Below are 18029 nucleotides of genomic sequence, written 5' to 3' on the forward strand. Positions count from 1 at the left end.
GCGCGTTCGTTTGGTCGTCAAATCCAATCCCAGATTAGCTTGTCTCATGCCAAAATCGTCGCAGTCTTCGGCCTATTTGGCAACTTAATTTCTGCATGATTTATGCAGACCTTCCTTAGCCGGAATCCGAGATTCGTAAGTCTGATCAAATCATAACCTGCGTGCCTTCTTTGGACGCTGGACATATAAAAGTGTGACGGAGACAACCATGCAAAATGCCACGGAGCGGGTCCCCGATGCTCTATCAAGTTCGGTCACGGACATCGAGTCAAGGGTAATGAGGAAGGTGATCCGGCGGCTCGTGCCATTGATGGTTCTGCTGTTTGTCATCAACTTTCTGGATCGTGTGAACGTTGGCTACGCCGCACTGACGATGTCGAAAGATATCGGACTGGGGCCGGCGGTGTTTGGCTTTGGCGTGGGCTTGTTTTCTATCGGTTACATCATCTTCGAGATCCCAAGCAATCTGCTGCTGCATCGAGTGGGCGCGCATATATGGATCGCACGCATCATGGTGACGTGGGGCATCGTCTCGATGGGAATGGCATTTGTCACCGGGCCCACAAGCTTCTACATCGCGCGCTTCTTGCTTGGTGTTGCTGAGGCTGGCTTCATGCCGGGCATGACGTTGTACCTCAGTTATTGGATACCTAATCGCCACCGTGCGCGCGTCAATGCACTCTGGTTTATTGGCATGCCGATCGCCATTGTGGCCGCGGGTCCTCTAAGTGGATTGCTTTTGCAGTACTTCAATGGAGTGTGGGGGATACGCGGATGGCAATGGATCTTCATCGTTGAGGGGATGCCTGCGCTTCTGGTCGCGGTTGTAACCTATATCTACCTCACACCTTGTCCGGAACGCGCCAATTGGCTGACCCACGCCGAGAAAAGCTGGCTGAAAAGCGCGCTGGCCGATGACCATCAAAAAAGGGCGGCACAGTTCGGGGAGATCCTTTCCGCGAAGGCAGCGCTCCTCAATCCGCGCGTTTGGTTCCTCGGCTTCCTGTACATCGGGATGAATATCATCCTGTCGTCGGTGAATGCATGGTTGCCGACGATCATCAAGTCATGGGGATCGGTGAATGTTTTCGAAGCGTCGGCGCTGACGGCGATTCCCTGGTTCTTCGCGGGTATATGCGCGTTCATATGGGCGCGGTTCGCTGACCGGTCACGCGAGTACTACAAGAACGTAACGTGGCCGTTGGTTTTCTGTTCTCTCGGACTGCTCGCGAGCGCGTTCGCCACGTCCCCAGTGGTTAGTCTCGCCTGCCTCACGGTGGCGGTAATCGGAATCATGACCGCGTACACCGTATTCTGGGTCTTGCCCGGCGCGCTGCTATCGGGGGCGGCAGCCGCTGGCGGTATCGCGCTCATCAATACGTTAGGCAACCTTGGTGGTTTTGTGGGGCCGTCCGTGTTGGGTGCGATCAAGCAGGCGACGGGGTCCTTTTATGGCGGTCTGCTCTTTATGGGCGCGGCGGCGGCGTGCTCTGCAATTCTCATCCTTTTCGCGCGCCCGTCGATCAGGAAGCAGATCGTGACCAGCCATGTCAGGTAGGCTGGGCGAACCGTGATCGAGAGCGGAATACATCGGATGGCAAACGAGGATTCGAATATGCAACCGAGCGCCGCAAGGGCATCGCCGCTGACAATGGATCTCGCGCGGCGCGGTGCCATGTTGTCGTTCCATGAGCTTCCACGGCCGGTCGTCCTACTCGCGCGCGACGCGATCATGGACTTCTTCGCCGTCGCGATCGCTGGAGCGCGCGAGCCGCTTGCCGACATCGTGTTCGCGGAACTGTCGGACATGGGCGGTGCAACGCAGTCGAGCGTGATCGGACGGGGCGTAAAAATGCCTGCGGCCAATGCAGCGCTCTTAAATGGGACGGCCGCGCACGCGCATGATTATGACGATTGCAGCATGGCATTGAGCGGGCATCCGACGGCCGCGATATTACCCGCCGTGCTGGCGCTTGCGGAGCGTCGGATCAGCAGCGGCAGCGACGTAATGACCGCGTACGTCGCCGGTTACGAACTTGCGTGTCATATCGGCTCGATCATCGGCCCTAGCAGCCAGCGAAGAGGTTTTCATCTGACAGGGACTGTCGGCATGCTGGGAGCTGCGGCAGCAGCGGCACGCCTACTCGGATTGAACGCGTGTGCGACGGCTCGCGCGATCGGCATCGCGGCGAGTCAGGCTGGCGGACTTCGCGTTGAAGGCGGAACAATGTGCAAACCGCTTCACCCTGGGCGCGCAGCTCAAGGCGGAGTCGTCGCGGCTCTGCTCGCAAGCCGCGGCTTTGTAGCGCGAATCGACATTCTTGAATGTGAGCGCGGTTTTATCGACGCCTATAGCTCGATCGATCCTCGTCAAATTGGCAGGGTTCCTGACGGTATCGAGCAGTTCTTTCTCGAATCGAACATTATCAAACGACATGCTGCCTGTTTCTTTACCCACGCGGGTATCGAATGTGCAGGTGCGGTGCGATCGCATCCTGATTTCGACATCGATGGGGTCACGGAAATCCAACTATTCCTGCATCCGGAGACAATCCGGTCGTGCAGCGTCATTTCTCCGGCCAACAGCCTCGAAGCGAGACGCAGCCTGCCGTACACTGCGGCAATGGCGCTCCTCGGCATAGATGGTGCAATACCTGATTTTTTTGACCGGGTCACTGGAGCGCAGAGCACGAAACTCGACAAGGTTCGACTGATGATTACGCTTGAACCGGACCCCATACTGTCGCACACAGCTGCCCGTATCACGGTTCGGTTCAGGACTGGCAAGATGCTCGCGGCGTCGCGCGACGCCGCCGATCCAAGCGATCACGACACAGCATGGTGCGACCCGTTGCGCGGCAAGTTCAACATTCTTGTCTCATCATCCTTGACACCTGCCCAGGCCATGGAACTTCATTCGATGCTGGATACGTTCGATCTGTTGCCTGACATTTCAGCGGTCATGACCTTGGCCGCCGGAACTTGTCACTCATGAGTTCAAGTCACGACGGCATCGTGTCTCGCCAGCAGGTCGCCCGGGACCCGCTTCATCTGCGGCAATCGATCTTGCGCCCTGGGCTGGCAAGCAGGGACATTGAACGTGCACTGAGCTTTGACGACCTGCGTCGGCTGGCACAGCGGCGTCTACCGAGGATCCTGTTCGAACTGGTCGAGGGGGGAGTGGAAGACGAGATCGGCGTGGTGCGGAACACGCAAGACTTCGAGCGCCATGTCATCGTTCCACGTTTTCTGGTTGACGTCGCCGAGCGCGACCAGACCGTGAGCGTGTTCGGAAGACGCTTTGCGTCGCCAGTCGGGATTGCACCCACGGGAATTGCCGGGCTGCTCCGGCGAGGCTCCGAGTCGATGCTCGCACGCGCTGCCAAGCACGCCGATGTTCCGTTCATCCTGTCGGGCGCATGCATGGAACAGCTCGAAACGGTTGGCGCCATCGATCCGGAGCGCACCTGGTACCAGTTATACGCCGCGAGGGATTTCGAGGTGTCGCGGGACATGATGCGCCGGGCGCTCCAAACGGGCATCAGGACGCTGGTACTGACTGTGGACGGACCTGTCTATCCGAAGCGCGAACGTGACATGCGCAACGGTTTCGGCTTGCCAATGAAGTTGCGACCACGCATTGTCGCCGATGTCCTGCGGCATCCTGCGTGGTTGTTCGAATACCTTTCGAACGGTGGCCTGCCGATGATGCAACCCTGGCAAAAGTACGCAGGGAACGATGCAACGGCGAAGGATGTGTTCGCTTACTTTCGCACCCAAAGTCCCTCGATTCAGACATGGACAGACCTCGATCATTTTCGCGACGCCTGGCCGGGCCAACTGATTGTGAAGGGCATCCAACATCCGGACGATGCCCGGCGAGCCGTCGAGGCGGGGGTTGACGGCATCATTGTTTCCAACCACGGTGGCAAGGTTCTCGACCGGGGATGCAGCGCTATAGCCGCGCTATCCGGCGTGGTTGATGCGGTCGGTGAGCGCACCGTTGTCATGATGGACAGCGGCATACGTCGCGGTTCCGATGCGATCATTGCCCGCTGCCTGGGAGCTCAGCTTGTTTTCGCGGGGCGAGCACCGTTGTATGGCGTTATAGCCGCAGGTGAGCGGGGAGCGGCCAAGGCACTCGAACTTTTTAGAAGTGAAATCCATACAACGCTTGCGTTGATTGGATGCCCGTACTTTAGCGATCTGAGTGACGCGTTCTTGTTGCCTGCGACGTAGTCGCGGCAAAACCAGTTGACCGGGCCAACTGTATGTAGCTGTGTCTTGAGTTAAAAGCTTTATTGAATGATGCCGATGCCACTCAGAATGACACGGGTGCAGTGCGGTCAGACTGGCTCCGCTTTGGTCGATCGTTATTGTCTCGGGTATGCCGTTTCGCCGGATCTATTTTTCGAGAGAACGCTGGATAGTAGTCTTGTTCCACTTAGCAAAGCGTCGTAGTCATTTTTTACCATTTAAGTAGTATTCCTGCTTTATCAAAATCGATTTATGTTTGTCTTCGGACAGCGAGCCGCGTCGCGGTCGAGCTGTCGGCAACCTCGATCGCGGCGCTCCGCGTCGGAGGGAATTCGGCGTGCTCGTTCGCAAAGGACCACGGTTTTACAGCAGGACCCGGCGAACCAAGGCCGGGTCGTGCCTGGTACCCAGCCCCGTCGGTGACCGCTGACACCCGGAACTGAGATTGCGTTGGCCTGTAGTGAATACGTAAGCAGGTTTCATCCGAAAGATTGATTGTGCAGTTGTTTTTGGCCATCAAAAATTTGAGTCAGGGAAAGCTTTTCAGGATCATTCATAGATTCGGCTAGGGTCGCGGAGACGGGCAAATGAGCACAGAAGTTCTGGATGAGCAAGGTTTGCGCAAGAATGCGTTGGGACCGTTGTCAATCGTTTTTTTGGTGATTGCGACAAACGGACCGTTGACCGCTCTCGTTGGCGCAGTTCCGGTCGGGATCGCGATGGGCAATGGTGTGGGCATCCCGGGCTCCTTTCTCGCTGCAGGTATCCTTTATCTGCTCTTCAGCGTCGGTTACGCGGCAATGAGCCGGTACGTAAAAAACGCCGGAGCTTTTTACGCCTATATTGCTACAGGGCTTGGCAGGCCTGTTGGTGTCGGAGGTGCGTTCCTTGCCTTGCTGGCTTACAACGCGATTCAGCTAGCCTGTTATGCACTGGTGGGGTTCTTCGTGAGTCAGGCGCTGCTCGACGAACTGAGCGTCGCCGTGCCATGGTGGGTCAGCGCGGCTTGCGTGGCGATGGTGGTGCATTACTTCGGTTACCGAAATGTCGAATTTAGCGGAAAATTTTTATGCGCGTTAATGCTGTGCGAAATCGCCATCATTCTGCTTTTCGATGTCGCGGTAGTTATTCACGGCGGTGGACCCCAAGGTTTTCCGATCGTGTCTTTCACGCCTTCCCGCATTTTTACGAATGGCTTTGGCCCGTCGCTCGTCTTTGTTGTGAGTTCCTACATGGGATTTGAGACTACGGCTATCTATTCTGAGGAAGCAAGGAACCCGAGCAGGACGATACCGCTAGCCACCTATTGCGCGATTACGATCATCATGATGTTGTACGCGGTTTCGGTGTGGTTCATCATTGCGGCGTATGGACCAGACGCCGCAATGGCGCAAGCTCAAAAAGATCCCGGAAATATGTGGTTCCTGATGACATCGCGTCTCGTCGGGAAGTGGGCCGCCGATACAATGGGAATCCTAATGATCACCAGCTTACTGGCGGCTCTTATTAGCTTTCATAACACCATTTCGAGGTATTTCTTCTCCTTGGCACGAGAGGGCATTATCTGGAAGGGGTTAGCTCGAACGCATAGGACGCAGCAGACACCGTTCGTAGCCAGCATTGTTCAGACTGTTTGTGCACTCGCTGTCATCGTTGTCAGTGGCCTATTGAAAGTGGATCCGCTTCAAAACCTCTTGCCTTGGGCGAGCGTCGTCGCTGCGGTCGGAATTGTCGCGGTACAAGCAGTCGCTTCGCTGGCTGTTGTCGGCTTTTTCTGGAATGATGCTCGCGGCGTTTCTTTTTGGCAGCGAACGTTGTCGCCGGCAATCGCTTCAATTGGCCTGTTCCTTTGCCTATGGCAGATTATCGTCCATGTCGATCTTCTCAGCGGCACTACATCAATCTGGGGAAAACTTGTACCGTGGGCGACGCTGGGAGTAGCGGTGGTTGGCGTGGGTTTCGCGATGTGGTTAAAGAATGCCAGGCCGGCGCTATACCAGAACTTGGGTAGATTGCTTAACGAAGTCTGAACAGGCGTATGGGAATGTCTTGCCTATCAGTATCACAACCGTGAAGTCATGGGTTCTCGATAATTCTGAGAACATCCAAGCGCTAAACGAGCCAGGCGGATCACCAAGGTATCCGAATTTAAAGACCACTAGTGCTGACTTCATTGTAAGTCGACCGCTCATTCAATCGAACGACGGCCACACCATGAAGGAACGGATGATTGTCGAACGCGAACGCGAACGCGAACGCGAGCGTGCGCGAAAACTATGCAAAAATTGCTTTAAGCGCGCTAGGTGATCTTAGGCGCGAAGTGAAAATATATAAGCATGACTTATTTATTCCGAATCACGCGCAAAACTTGACCGTCAAGTCCTGTAGAGCTCTCCTGCTCTTGTCCTCGCTGACCGCCTCCAGACCGCGCTTACACAGCTTTGAGCGCAAGCTCGCTCGCCTCCGCTGCCTCCAGTTCTGTTGCAGGATCGAAACCTTAACCGGTTCCATGTAGTGGATAAAACTTTCCAATCGATGAGCTACGAGCCACGTCGTCTGCGCTGTTATCGCCGGTCTGTCGCCGGTCGCAACGGGTTGACCCACGCTGATGACAGACACGGTCGGAGTCTCGATCGCCTGTCGATCTGGTAATCACCCGCGTGGCTTCGAGGAGCCGTTTTTTCGCGGGTTGAAGTTTGTTGATCGCTATCCCCTGCACTCGAACACCGAGGGGACTGCATCGCCGAAGGCCTCCCTCTTTCGAAGCACATCGAGGCACTCAGGGTTATCCATCGCGCGGCATCAAATCATCCCTTTGGCTGATGTCTGCGCAAATTTCGAACACAGAGAATCAGCCTCAGTCATCGTGATCGAAGTTATTAAGTCTGGCCTGATCAGCGACAACCAATCAACGTCAAGGTCGCCGAAATATCTCTAGGCGAGGGAGGTTTACCATGCGCATTTTTCTCAAGACGAGTCTTGCAGTTGCATGTACAGCAGTGATTGCGACAGCCTGGGCGCAGTCGCCGGGAAATTTGACGATTAGCGGCGCAGAAAAAGCGGGGAATGCTGATGGTCAGATTCCCGTCTATGAAGGACCGGAATCTACGCCGTCCGGTTGGTCTGTCGGTAAGGTCAGAGCGGACTACTGGCGCTACAAATCCGAAAAGCCGCTTTTCTCGATCTCCGCAGCGAACATTGACAAATACGCCGATAAGTTGTCGCCTGGTCAGATCGCCTTGTTTAAGCAGATCAAGAATTATCGGATGGACGTGTACCCGACACACCGCGATTGCGGCTACCCCGATTGGGTGCAGGACAATATCAAGAAAAATGAACAAGGCGCGAAGCTCGATGCAAGCGGCGATCACTTGCAAAGCGCCATGCTGCCTGGTCTGCCGTTTCCTGGCGCCAAGACCGGACAGCAAGCCATTTGGAATTACTTGACCCGCTACCGCGGGGTAGGCGCCAAGTGGGCAAAAATCAACACGCTGGTGTCACCGCGACCGGGTAGCGCCGACTGGATTTCGGTAACAAGTCATCAGACCTTGTACTTCCCGTGGGGCAAGAAGGGCGCCAATGCGCTCGGACCTGGCGAATCGCTGTTCTCGATCTATTTTTCCTACGACGCCCCCGCTGCCTTGGCTGGACAGGGCCTTGTGCAAACATTCAATTTCTCGAACAACGAAACCCCGACGTACTACTACTTCTCCGGTCAGCGACGTGTGCGGCGAATGCCCTCATACGACTACGATGCGCCGCAAATTGGCTTCGAGAACCAGTATACGGTGGACGAACCTTGGCTCTTTAACGGCGACATCGACCGCTTTGACTGGAAACTCGTTGGCAAGAAGGAGATGTACGTACCGTACAACGACTTCGCAATGGGCGACTTCAAAAAGACCGTTGACGAAGTATTCAAGCCCGACCAGGTCGATCCATCTGCGCGACGCTATGAGCTGCATCGCGTCTATGTAGTTGAGGCGACGTTGAAGCCGAATATGCGGCACGTTTCCCAGAAGAAGGTGCTCTACCTGGATGAGGACACGTACCTCGCGCTGGCAGGTGAAGACTACGACGCGCAGGGCAAGCTTTGGAAGGCGAAGGAAGGCTACCCCGTTCCAGTTTGGGAACTGGGTGGCACCTGCGACGTTGAGCCTTTTGCGCAGTACAACCTGGTTGCCGGGCGTTACGTGACGGATCAAACCGTGATCGGCACAGGCGAGGACGTGCACTACTTCGAATCGTCGAGTGATCCTAGTTTTGATTCGGGTTACTACACCGCTGAAAATCTACGCGCAATTAGCGAACGCTGAAGTGCACGACCGGATCAACAAAGCGATGTACGGGTCAGCCAATAGCAACATCAAGGGTGAAGCATGAAAACTACAGGGGTTGGCGTTTCGATATCTGTTTCGTTAGCAGTGCTAGGTGCAGCATCGTCAAGCGCTTACGGATATGATTTCGCAACTGGTTTTGGCGATCTGTCGGGCTCGTTGATTTCGAATCTGACGGCGGGCGCCGGGATTCGCACGAAAGATCCAAGCTGCTCGCTCACTGGGGACCCGGACGCATACGGTTGCGGCGCGGCGGCCAACGTCAACCAATGGGGTTTCGGAGATAACGGCGATCTGAACTACCGCAAGGGCCAGGCGTTCAGCACCTATATTAGCGCGACAAGCGAACTGTTACTGACGATGCCCAACGAAGGCTATAAGTTCATGGTTCGCGCCACCGCCATGTACGATTTCCTCGCTGCCGATACCGCGCGAACACCCCTCTCCAGTTCGGCGTCGGCACAGGTGGCTTACCCGGTGCAACTGCTCGACCTTTGGGGCGAGAAGGACTTTACGCTCAACGGAGAGTCAGCGCACGTGCGTTTGGGGAATCAGGTTATCAACTGGGGAGAAAGCTACTTCGCCACGGGCGGTATCAATGCGACGAATTCCGTCGATATCCAGAAACTCCTGATCCCAGGGACGCAACTCAAGCAGGCGCTGCTGCCGGCACCCATGCTGAGCCTTGCGGCCGGTCTGGGTAAGGGCTTCAGCACTGAGGGCTACTACCAGTTCCAGTGGAACGGCAATCGCTATCCACCGGTCGGCACATTCTGGTCGGTGAGCAACAATTTCGGACGTGGTGCCGTACCGGCCACGATCAACTCCAACAACTACAACGTGGGCGGTGTCGACGCGGGCACCATCGCCGGGCCGAACAGCGGCAATTCTGCCACGCTCTCCGGAATCAATACCGGTCTTGTGAACGGGCAGTATGCGGGCGCCCCTTACAACTCAATCGGCGTTCCCGTTTCGACCCAGCTGCCGGCCAAATACAATCCGGAATTTGGTATCAAGCTCAACTACAAGCCAAAGGGAATCGAGGCGAATTTCGGCTTCTACTACGAGAACTATACGGACAAGGCTCCGGTGCTGGCGACGTTGGCGGACGGTTCAAGCCAATGGTCTTATCGGCAGCACCGTCAGCTCCTTGGTGCGAGCGCGAATTTTGCACTGGGTGATTGGGCAATCGGCACGGAACTGTCCTACCGTCCGAAAGACGCAGTTGCGCTGTCAGGTTGCTTTGGAGCCGGAGGTCCGCTTGACTTGAATACCAACGGGGTGAGTGGCGTCACTTGTCAGCAGTGGGCCGACAAGAAGAAGTTCCAGTACGACATCAACGGGCAATTGAACCTCACGCAAAGTGAATATCCATTCCTTAAGCTGATTCATGCCGACTTGGCCGTGCTGACTGCAGAGCTGACATGGATCTACTACCCGGGCTTGAGTTCAAGTGGTGTGACGAAATCGATTAACGGGAAAACCGTTACGCAGGTTCCGGCTGCCGGGTACTTCGCATGGCTGAACAACGGCTCGAGCCTTGGCTATCCCATCGCCACAGCGCAAGGCACCGCAAGCTCGGTGGGTGCGACTGTCGACTTTAACTGGACGTATGACGGCAGTCTGATTCCCGGATGGCAAGTGACGCCGGGTGCGACGTTCTCCGATGCGCTGTACGGATACACGCCGACGTTCTCGGCGAATTATATGCAAGGGGCGAAGTCGCTGAACGTCTATGTACTGTTCAATCAGAACCCCGCGGTATGGCAGGCCGGGATCAATTACACCGCGTTCTTTGGCGGGCACCAGACTGTTGGTCAGCCTTACGCGGATCGCAACTTCGTAGGCGTTTTCGCTACGCGCAATTTCTGATTGTCTGAAAGCAATTTAACGATGCACGGTTTCGCGTATCGAAGACATGATTGAAGGATAGAGCCGTGTTAAATCGTTTTGTAACTCTTCTTGAGAAGCTGTTCTTTGGGCACCGTGCAATCGTACTGGGGACAATCGGCATCTTCACTGCCGTCATGGCGGTGTTCGCGGTGCAACTCCGGATGGAGGCGGGGTTTGAGAAGCAGATGCCGATCGGCCACGAGTACATCCAGACATTCCAGAAATATCGTAACGACCTGTTCGGGGCGAACCGGATCACGGTCGTGGTCCGGGCGCGCAATGGGAATATCTGGACGCCGCAAGGCTTGACGCGGCTGTACAAGGTGACACAGGCGGTGATGTTCCTGCCCAACGTTGATCGGCAGGGCGTGCAATCGCTCTGGACGCCCAACGCGTTTGTGAACGAGATTACCGAGGACGGCTTTCGCGCTAATCCCGTTATCGATGGGACCATCACACCAGACCAGTTGACGCCCACGATAGTCCGGTCGATCCGGCAGTCTGCAACGGGTGGCGGCTACATCGGTACGCTCGTCTCGCACGGCGAGGATAGCGCGATGATCACGGCCGAACTGAACGAACGTGACGCAACGGGCAAGGTACTGGACTACGTGGCGTTTAATCATTTGCTGGAAAGCCAGATTCGCAAGCCTTTCGAAGATGCCGGCTACGAAATCCAGATCATTGGCTTCGCCAAGCAGATTGGCGACATTGCTGACGGTGCGACGGCCGTACTTGGTTTTTGTGGAATTGCGCTGTTGCTGACAGCACTTGCGGTGTACTGGTATAGCCACTCGATTCGCTTCACGCTTCTAACTATTGCATGCTCGCTAACCTCCTTGGTCTGGCAGTTCGGCACGCTCAAGTTGCTCGGTTTCGGTCTGGATCCGCTTGGTGTGCTGGTGCCCTTCCTTGTGTTCGCGATCGGCGTGTCGCATGGTGTCCAGCAGGTCAACTACATTGTGCGTGAGCTGTCCCACGGCCATGACTCGCTCGAAGCCGCACGTCGCAGTTTCAGCGGGCTTTTGATACCCGGCGTCCTGGCGCTCATCACTGCGTTCGTATCCTTTATCACGCTGCTGCTGATTCCGATTCCGATGGTGCGTGAGCTTGCGATTACCGCTTCATTGGGCGTGGGCTACAAGATCGTCACAAACCTGGTCATGTTGCCCGTAGCTGCGTCTTGTTTCAATTTCACAAAATCTTACGCCGACCGCGCGCTCAAAAATGGAGAGCGTCGCTCGGCCTGGCTGCGTAAGCTGGCACGGGTAGCTGAACCAAGAAATGCTTATATTGTTGTCGCTGTGACGGCGATCATATTCGTGCTGGCAGCATGGCAAAGCCGAGATCGCGTGATAGGTACGCTCCAGCCTGGCGCACCCGAGCTGCGTGCCGACGCGCGCTTTAACCGCGATGCCGTGTCTATTTCGAGCAATTACGATGTTGGCCTTGACTGGTTGACGATCGTTTTTGAGTCCAAGGGCTCCGCTTGCGACAACCCCGCGGTGGGCCTGTTCGAAGACGATTTCGCCTCGTCCATGACGAGGGAGCCAGGTGTCGTCTCAGTGGAGTCCTATCCGGCGATGCTGCGGACTTACAACGAGGGCTATAACGAAGGCAATCCGAAAATGAACGTAGTGCCAATCGATCCGGGAAACTACGGGGGGCTGTCGGCCGAAATCGGCCGCGTCAAGGGCTACATGAACAAGGATTGCAGCATGACGGCGGTGCACATGTTCCTGACCGACCACAAGGCGGCAACACTTAACCGTATCATCGACGACGTCAAACAATACCGGGCATCGAACCATCTTGCCGGGGTGACAATCCGGCTTGCCGCGGGCAACGCCGGCGTGCTTGCGGCCACCAACGACGAAGTGGCAAAAAGCGAGTTGCCGATGATGCTCTACGTCTACGCGGCGATCCTGATCCTTGTGTTCCTCGCGTACCGCGACTTGCGTGCGATGGTGGCGTGCTGCGTGCCGCTGACGGTGGCAACCTTTATCGGCTACTGGTTCATGAAGGAACTCCAGATCGGGCTGACCGTTGCGACGCTTCCGGTGATGGTGCTCGCCGTGGGAATTGGTGTTGACTACGCGTTCTACATCTACAACCGTTTGCAATTGCATATGGCGAATGGTCAGACGGTCGTGAAAGCCGTCGAGCATGCGATGCTCGAAGTGGGTGTTGCCACCATTTTCACCGCAATCACGCTTGCGATTGGCGTCGCTACCTGGAGCTTCTCGGCACTGAAGTTCCAGGGCGACATGGGCAAGTTGCTCGCGTTCATGTTCATCGTAAATCTGGTGATGGCGATGACGGCATTACCCGCTTTGGCTGTTCTATTGGAGCGCTGGTTTCCGCGTCGCAAACCCGTGCGCGCTCCGGGCCTGCTCAGCCACTGACCATACGACTCAATTGCAAAGGTCTCGCGATGACGAAGAACTTTCTTGCCTATGCCGCACTGTGCTGCGCATGCACCAGTGGCTTCGCACAGTCGGGCGGACCGGCGACACCGTTCGCACTCGCTTCGGCACACGTGTGGGCAAACCCGACTCATGCAATGCTGCTCGACGTCGCACATGCCGGCGCACGCGTCGTCGCTGTTGGCGAACACGGCATCGTATTGTTATCCGACGACGGCGGCCGGACCTTTCGCCAGGCGAAACAGGTCCCGGCGGCCGCGACCCTTTCGGCGGTCTATTTCGTTGACTCCCGGCATGGTTGGGCCGTCGGACAATGGGGCGTGATCCTGGCCACAATCGACGGCGGCGAAAACTGGACGTTGCAGCGCTCCGACACGTCGGTCGATCAACCGCTGTTCTCCGTGTATTTCAAGGACGCGAACCAGGGTTGGGCGGTGGGGCTTTGGTCGCTTCTTCTGGCGACAGACGATGGTGGCCGCAATTGGCACGTGTCCAAGTTACCGCCGCCGCCCGGTGGTGGCAAGGCTGACCGCAACTTGTTCAAGTTTTTTGGCGATCGCTCAGGTACGCTTTTTATAGCCGGGGAACAAGGCACCGTGCTGCGCTCGCGTGATGCCGGCGCCACCTGGGAATATCGGCAAACTGGCAACAAGGGCAGCTTGTGGACGGGAACTGCCGCTGCAGACGGCTCGATATTCGTCGGCGGGTTGTTAGGCCATCTGTATCGTAGCCATGACGGTGGTGACACGTGGACGGCGATCGACTCGGGATCGAGCGGGTCGATCACTGATCTCGTTTCGGCGGGCGACAAAATCTTCGGCGTCGGATTAGATGGCTTTGTAATTAATGGTACGACCGAGGCCGTCCATTTCACTTCGAAACAACGACAGGATCGCGCAGCGTTGACGGCGTTGGTGATGCCGAGTGCCGCTATAAACAAACCTATTTTTCTCTCAAAGGATGGCATCGTCAAAGCAGAGTGACTTTCGCGACCAGATACGTTCTCGCCTATTGCCGAACCCGGCGGCGACTGTGTTTTTAACGTGCATTGCGATTGAGATATCCGCGGGGGTGACCGAACGCCGATCGTATCTACGACCGGGAAGGAAGCCGCTATGTTTGAAGATTCGAAGCAGGTACCGATCGAGTACGAACGAGATCTGGAAGCGTGGACATGTGCTTGGTACGACGCAGCGGTTGAAAGGCATTTTATTCGGCCACCCTATCACCCTGACACCGTGACCATAAACCGTCTTCAAGGCTACTTCCACGCCAGGCTAACGCCCGTCGAAGCCGCTGACGCGTGCTTCGCACGGAAGCACTGAATACTGTCGTCTCACGGATCGTTGTGCAAGCTGGTTCCACCATACAGAGTGGTAACCAATGAGCTGAACTGTGTAATGAACTCGCAGATCCTGACGGCAGGAAAGCGCTGTATGCAAAGTCGAAGTACGCGGCGGGAGGTTTGATGACGACGATGAACTACTTCGTCTTCAGCGTCGCTAAATTCCACCCAAAGGATGATTGCTGCGGCAAGCCTTGAGACACAAAATGTATTTAACAACTTCTCTTGGACCGCGCAATGTCATACCCGAAACTTGAACTGTTCATCGACGGTAAATGGATAGAGAGAACTGATGAGGGCGTTATACCTGTTATCAACCCTGCCAATGGGAAGGTACTTGGGTATTTGCCGATCGCCGGCGCTCGGGAGCTGGAAATTGCCGAGGACGCGGCATCGCGCGGATTCAAACGCTGGTCGCGTATGTTACCGATCGAGCGTTTCAAGATCATCACCGCGGCGACGGCTCTGATACGCGAACGTGCGGGTGACATTGCCAGGATTCTCACGCTAGAGCAGGGGAAACCTTTGGCTGAGGCAGTACGGGAAGTAACACTCTCGGCGGACATCATTGACTTCCTGGCGGAGGAAGCGAAGCGATTGCCGGCTCGCGGCGTGCCGGCCCGGTTGCCGAACGTGATCAGCCAGACGGTTACACGCGTTCCTGTGGGGCCGGTCGCAGCATTTACACCCTGGAACTTCCCCGCCAACCTGCCGTCGCGAAAATTAGGCGGCGCACTTGCCGCCGGTTGCAGCGTCGTGATCAAGCCCGCTGAGGAGACGCCGGGGACCTGCATGGAACTCGTCCGGTGCTTTGTTGACGCAGGCATTCCCGATGGTGTCCTGAATTTTGTCGCTGGCGTGCCTGCGGTAATTTCAGCCACGCTCATTGCCAGTCCGCATATCGCGAAGATTTCCTTTACCGGGTCTGTTCGGGTCGGCAAGTTGCTCGGGGAGCAGGCTGCCAGGTACGTCAAACGTTATACCGCTGAGCTCGGGGGCCATGCTCCGGTGATCGTCTGCAAAGATTACGACGGGGCTAAGGCCGCCAGGCTCGCGGTGCCTGCAAAGTTTCGCAATGCAGGGCAAGTCTGCGCGTCGCCGATTCGCTTCCTGGTTCATCGCGCGCAGTACGACGCGTTCCGGGATGAGCTGGTACGCGGGGCGTCTTCGCTCAAGATTGGCTCCGGTCTCGAGGATGGCGTGCAATTTGGCCCGCTTATCGAAAACCGGCGCGTCCTGGAAATGCAGTCGTTCGTTGATGACGCGGTTGAAAACGGCGCCACCGTCTTGTGCGGCGGGAAACGGATTGAACGCGACGGATTTTTTTACGAACCCACTGTGATCGAACACGCGTCGTTGAATGCCCGTGTGCAGAACGATGAACCATTCGGACCGATAGCTGTGCTGGATGTCTTCGATGATATCGACGATGCGATCTCCCGTGCTAACCGGCTTCCTTATGGTTTGGCCGCCTACGCGTTCACGAAAAGCCTTGATCTCGCTCATCGACTGTCTAGTGAGCTGGAAGCCGGAATGGTCGGCATAAACCATTTCGGTGTGTCGCAGCCTGAGACACCGTTTGGCGGACTGAAGGAAAGCGGGATCGGCCAGGAAAGCGGCCTTGAAGGTTTACTTGGATACACCGAAGTCAAACTGATTTCGATTGCTCAATCATGAATGAACCCTCAATTCTGACGCCGCGCGGTGACGTTTCCCGACGCCAGCAGTTTGTCCTGCAAAAGCGCCCCAAGGCGCTTCTTCTCGACTTCGGCAGCGTCATCAGCGTCTCGGTATTCGAGCGCCATCGCGAAACTGAACAGACCCTTGGTTTGCCACCAGGTACGCTGACGTGGCTAGGTCCGATAGATACATCGACCGACATCCTCTGGCAATCGATGCAACGCGACGACATCAGCGAGCGAGATTACTGGGCGGTTCGTGCGCGTGAGATCGGAGCCGCAATAGGTGAGCCGGATTGGAGCGTGCGGTCGATGCTCACCAGAACGCGGCAGACCGATCCGAATGCTGTTATCAGGCCAGCCATGGCGAAACTTGTGAGGTGTGCCAGAGCCAGTGGCATTCTAATAGGAATCCTTTCTAATGAGTTAGAGCTTTTTTACGGCCCTGAGTTTCTGTCGCGCATGTCGATACTGAAAGACGTGGCGGTAATTGTTGACGCTACTCACACAGGGATTCTGAAACCAGATCCTCGTGCCTATCAGATGGCGATTGACGCGCTGAAGACTCGCGCGGACGAAGTGCTGTTTGTAGATGACCAGTTCAGAAATATCGCGGGCGCGGTGAAGGCTGGTTTGCAGGTCCAGTATTTCGACCTGCGTGACATAGACGGAAACATTGCCGCGATTGCCACGCGGCTCAACCTATCGATAGAGGATTTGGTATGAAAAAGATGACGGTTGATGAACTCAAGGACGCAAACGCAAAGTTCTTGTGGCACCCGATGGCGCACCCGCAGGCAATGATCGATACGCCGCCGGACATCATCGCTCGTGGGGAAGGCAGTTGGGTCTGGGACGTGGATGGCCACAAGTTGCTGGACGGAGTGGGTGGCCTGTGGAGCGTGAACCTCGGCTTTGGGCGAACCGAGATTCGAGACGCCATCGTAGAACAGCTCGATGAACTGCCGTTCTACAACACCTTCCGTGGCACGACCCATCCGCGTGCGATTGAACTGTCCGCGCGGATCGTCGAACTGATGGAGCCGGAGGGTGTTGCCTCTGTCTTTTTCAGTAACGGAGGATCTGACGCTGTTGAAGGAGCACTCAAGTTCGCGCGGCAATACTGGAAGATCAAAGGTCCGGCGGATCGCACCAAGTTCATTTCGCTGAAGCAGGGCTATCACGGCGTGCATTTTGGCGGGATGAGCGTGAATGGAAACACGAATTTCCGACGGGCGTATGAGCCTCTTCTCCCTGGTTGCTTTCACATTGATACACCGTGGGTTTACCGCAATCCGTATACCGATGACCCGATCAAGCTCGGCGAGATTTGTGCGCAGCTGCTGGAACGCGAGATTATTTTCCAGGGGCCCGACACCGTAGCGGCTTTCATCGCAGAGCCGGTGCAAGGCGCAGGAGGGGTGATTGTGCCGCCGCCGAATTACTGGCCACTCGTCAGGCAGATCTGTGACAAATACGGAGTTCTCCTGATCGCCGATGAGGTTGTCACCGGTTTCGGTCGGACGGGGGAGCTTTTCGGCACGCGGCTGTGGGACGTCAAGGCCGACATGTGGTGTCTGGCAAAGGGGATTTCGTCCGGTTATGTACCGCTCGGTGCCACAGCCATTTCAAAGAAGGTCGCTGACGTGTTCAAGTCCGCGGATGCCTCTTTGGGCGCGATCTCGCATGGCTACACATACAGCGCGCACCCGGTAGCGGCGGCCGCATCTCTTGCCACGCTGGACTTGATTGTGCGGGAAAACGTTCCCGCCAACGCAGCGAAGCAAGGGACCTACCTGATGGAGCGTCTGGCTGACCTGGCCCGTAACTCCAAGCTCATTGGAGACGTTAGAGGCGTTGGCCTGATGGCGTGCATCGAGATGGTGGCCGATAAAGCGACAAAGGCTGCTTTCGGCCGCGGGTCAAAGGAAGTGGCCGCAGTGGCGAGGGAAGCCTACAAGCGGGGTGCGATGGTGCGCACCTCCGGCCCGAATGTCATTTTGTCACCAGCCCTCACGATCAATCGGGACGAAATCGACTTTCTGTGTGATGTGCTGGCAGCATCGTTCGCAGCCGTGGAGGGTTGAGCGCA

Annotated in this window: 11 protein-coding genes; all 11 read left to right on the forward strand. The window is 56.4% G+C overall.

Going from position 1 to position 18029, the window contains the following annotated elements; all coding sequences use genetic code 11:
* The first annotated feature begins 193 nt into the window (after window positions 1-193).
* The 11 genes from GSQ93_RS35880 to GSQ93_RS35930 all read left to right on the forward strand — a co-directional run bounded on the left by GSQ93_RS35880 (window position 194) and on the right by GSQ93_RS35930 (window position 18024).
* The gene (locus GSQ93_RS35880; protein WP_158940809.1) at window positions 194-1558 is read left to right on the forward strand and encodes an MFS transporter; all 1365 of its coding nucleotides are present in this window, start codon (window positions 194-196) and stop codon (window positions 1556-1558) included.
* A gap of 57 nt (window positions 1559-1615) precedes the next feature.
* Entirely contained in the window at window positions 1616-2995 is a 1380-nt protein-coding gene (locus GSQ93_RS35885; protein ID WP_158940811.1) for an MmgE/PrpD family protein, read from the forward strand.
* On the forward strand, window positions 2992-4239 hold the full coding sequence (locus GSQ93_RS35890; RefSeq protein ID WP_158940813.1) for an alpha-hydroxy acid oxidase: 1248 nt from the start codon (window positions 2992-2994) through the stop codon (window positions 4237-4239). The genes GSQ93_RS35885 and GSQ93_RS35890 overlap by 4 nt, the downstream gene beginning before the upstream one ends.
* Window positions 4240-4844: 605 nt before the next feature.
* Complete coding sequence (locus GSQ93_RS35895; RefSeq protein ID WP_174254713.1) at window positions 4845-6287, forward strand: APC family permease; 1443 nt, start codon at window positions 4845-4847, stop codon at window positions 6285-6287.
* Window positions 6288-7211: 924 nt separating this feature from the next.
* Window positions 7212-8573 (forward strand): DUF1329 domain-containing protein, encoded by a 1362-nt coding sequence (locus GSQ93_RS35900; protein ID WP_158940815.1) that lies wholly within the window; start codon window positions 7212-7214, stop codon window positions 8571-8573.
* A gap of 63 nt (window positions 8574-8636) precedes the next feature.
* Window positions 8637-10466, forward strand: coding sequence for a DUF1302 domain-containing protein (locus GSQ93_RS35905; RefSeq protein WP_158940817.1), 1830 nt, complete (start codon window positions 8637-8639; stop codon window positions 10464-10466).
* Between the two features lie 65 nt (window positions 10467-10531).
* Entirely contained in the window at window positions 10532-12892 is a 2361-nt protein-coding gene (locus GSQ93_RS35910) for an RND family transporter (protein WP_158940819.1), read from the forward strand.
* 158 nt (window positions 12893-13050) lie between these two features.
* The gene (locus tag GSQ93_RS35915) at window positions 13051-13896 is read left to right on the forward strand and encodes a YCF48-related protein (RefSeq protein WP_254074233.1); all 846 of its coding nucleotides are present in this window, start codon (window positions 13051-13053) and stop codon (window positions 13894-13896) included.
* 587 nt (window positions 13897-14483) lie between these two features.
* Entirely contained in the window at window positions 14484-15935 is a 1452-nt protein-coding gene (locus tag GSQ93_RS35920) for an NAD-dependent succinate-semialdehyde dehydrogenase (protein ID WP_367889808.1), read from the forward strand.
* On the forward strand, window positions 15932-16663 hold the full coding sequence (locus GSQ93_RS35925; RefSeq protein ID WP_158940823.1) for an HAD-IA family hydrolase: 732 nt from the start codon (window positions 15932-15934) through the stop codon (window positions 16661-16663). Before GSQ93_RS35920 ends, GSQ93_RS35925 begins: the two co-directional genes overlap by 4 nt.
* Window positions 16660-18024, forward strand: a complete 1365-nt coding sequence (locus GSQ93_RS35930) for an aminotransferase class III-fold pyridoxal phosphate-dependent enzyme (protein WP_301952114.1) — start codon at window positions 16660-16662, stop codon at window positions 18022-18024. Before GSQ93_RS35925 ends, GSQ93_RS35930 begins: the two co-directional genes overlap by 4 nt.
* Window positions 18025-18029 lie beyond the last annotated feature (5 nt).

Origin of the sequence: Burkholderia sp. S171, from assembly GCF_009766085.1 — a bacterium.
Taxonomy (GTDB): domain Bacteria; phylum Pseudomonadota; class Gammaproteobacteria; order Burkholderiales; family Burkholderiaceae; genus Caballeronia.

What these genes read in the sequence shown, in the direction of transcription:
- GSQ93_RS35890 (WP_158940813.1), top strand. Translation starts at nt 2,992, where the DNA reads ATGAGTTCAAGTCACGACGGCATCGTGTCTCGCCAGCAGGTCGCCCGG.
- GSQ93_RS35925 (WP_158940823.1), top strand. Translation starts at nt 15,932, where the DNA reads ATGAATGAACCCTCAATTCTGACGCCGCGCGGTGACGTTTCCCGACGC.
- GSQ93_RS35885 (WP_158940811.1), top strand. Translation starts at nt 1,616, where the DNA reads ATGCAACCGAGCGCCGCAAGGGCATCGCCGCTGACAATGGATCTCGCG.
- GSQ93_RS35930 (WP_301952114.1), top strand. Translation starts at nt 16,660, where the DNA reads ATGAAAAAGATGACGGTTGATGAACTCAAGGACGCAAACGCAAAGTTC.
- GSQ93_RS35900 (WP_158940815.1), top strand. Translation starts at nt 7,212, where the DNA reads ATGCGCATTTTTCTCAAGACGAGTCTTGCAGTTGCATGTACAGCAGTG.
- GSQ93_RS35915 (WP_254074233.1), top strand. Translation starts at nt 13,051, where the DNA reads ATGCTGCTCGACGTCGCACATGCCGGCGCACGCGTCGTCGCTGTTGGC.
- GSQ93_RS35895 (WP_174254713.1), top strand. Translation starts at nt 4,845, where the DNA reads ATGAGCACAGAAGTTCTGGATGAGCAAGGTTTGCGCAAGAATGCGTTG.
- GSQ93_RS35905 (WP_158940817.1), top strand. Translation starts at nt 8,637, where the DNA reads ATGAAAACTACAGGGGTTGGCGTTTCGATATCTGTTTCGTTAGCAGTG.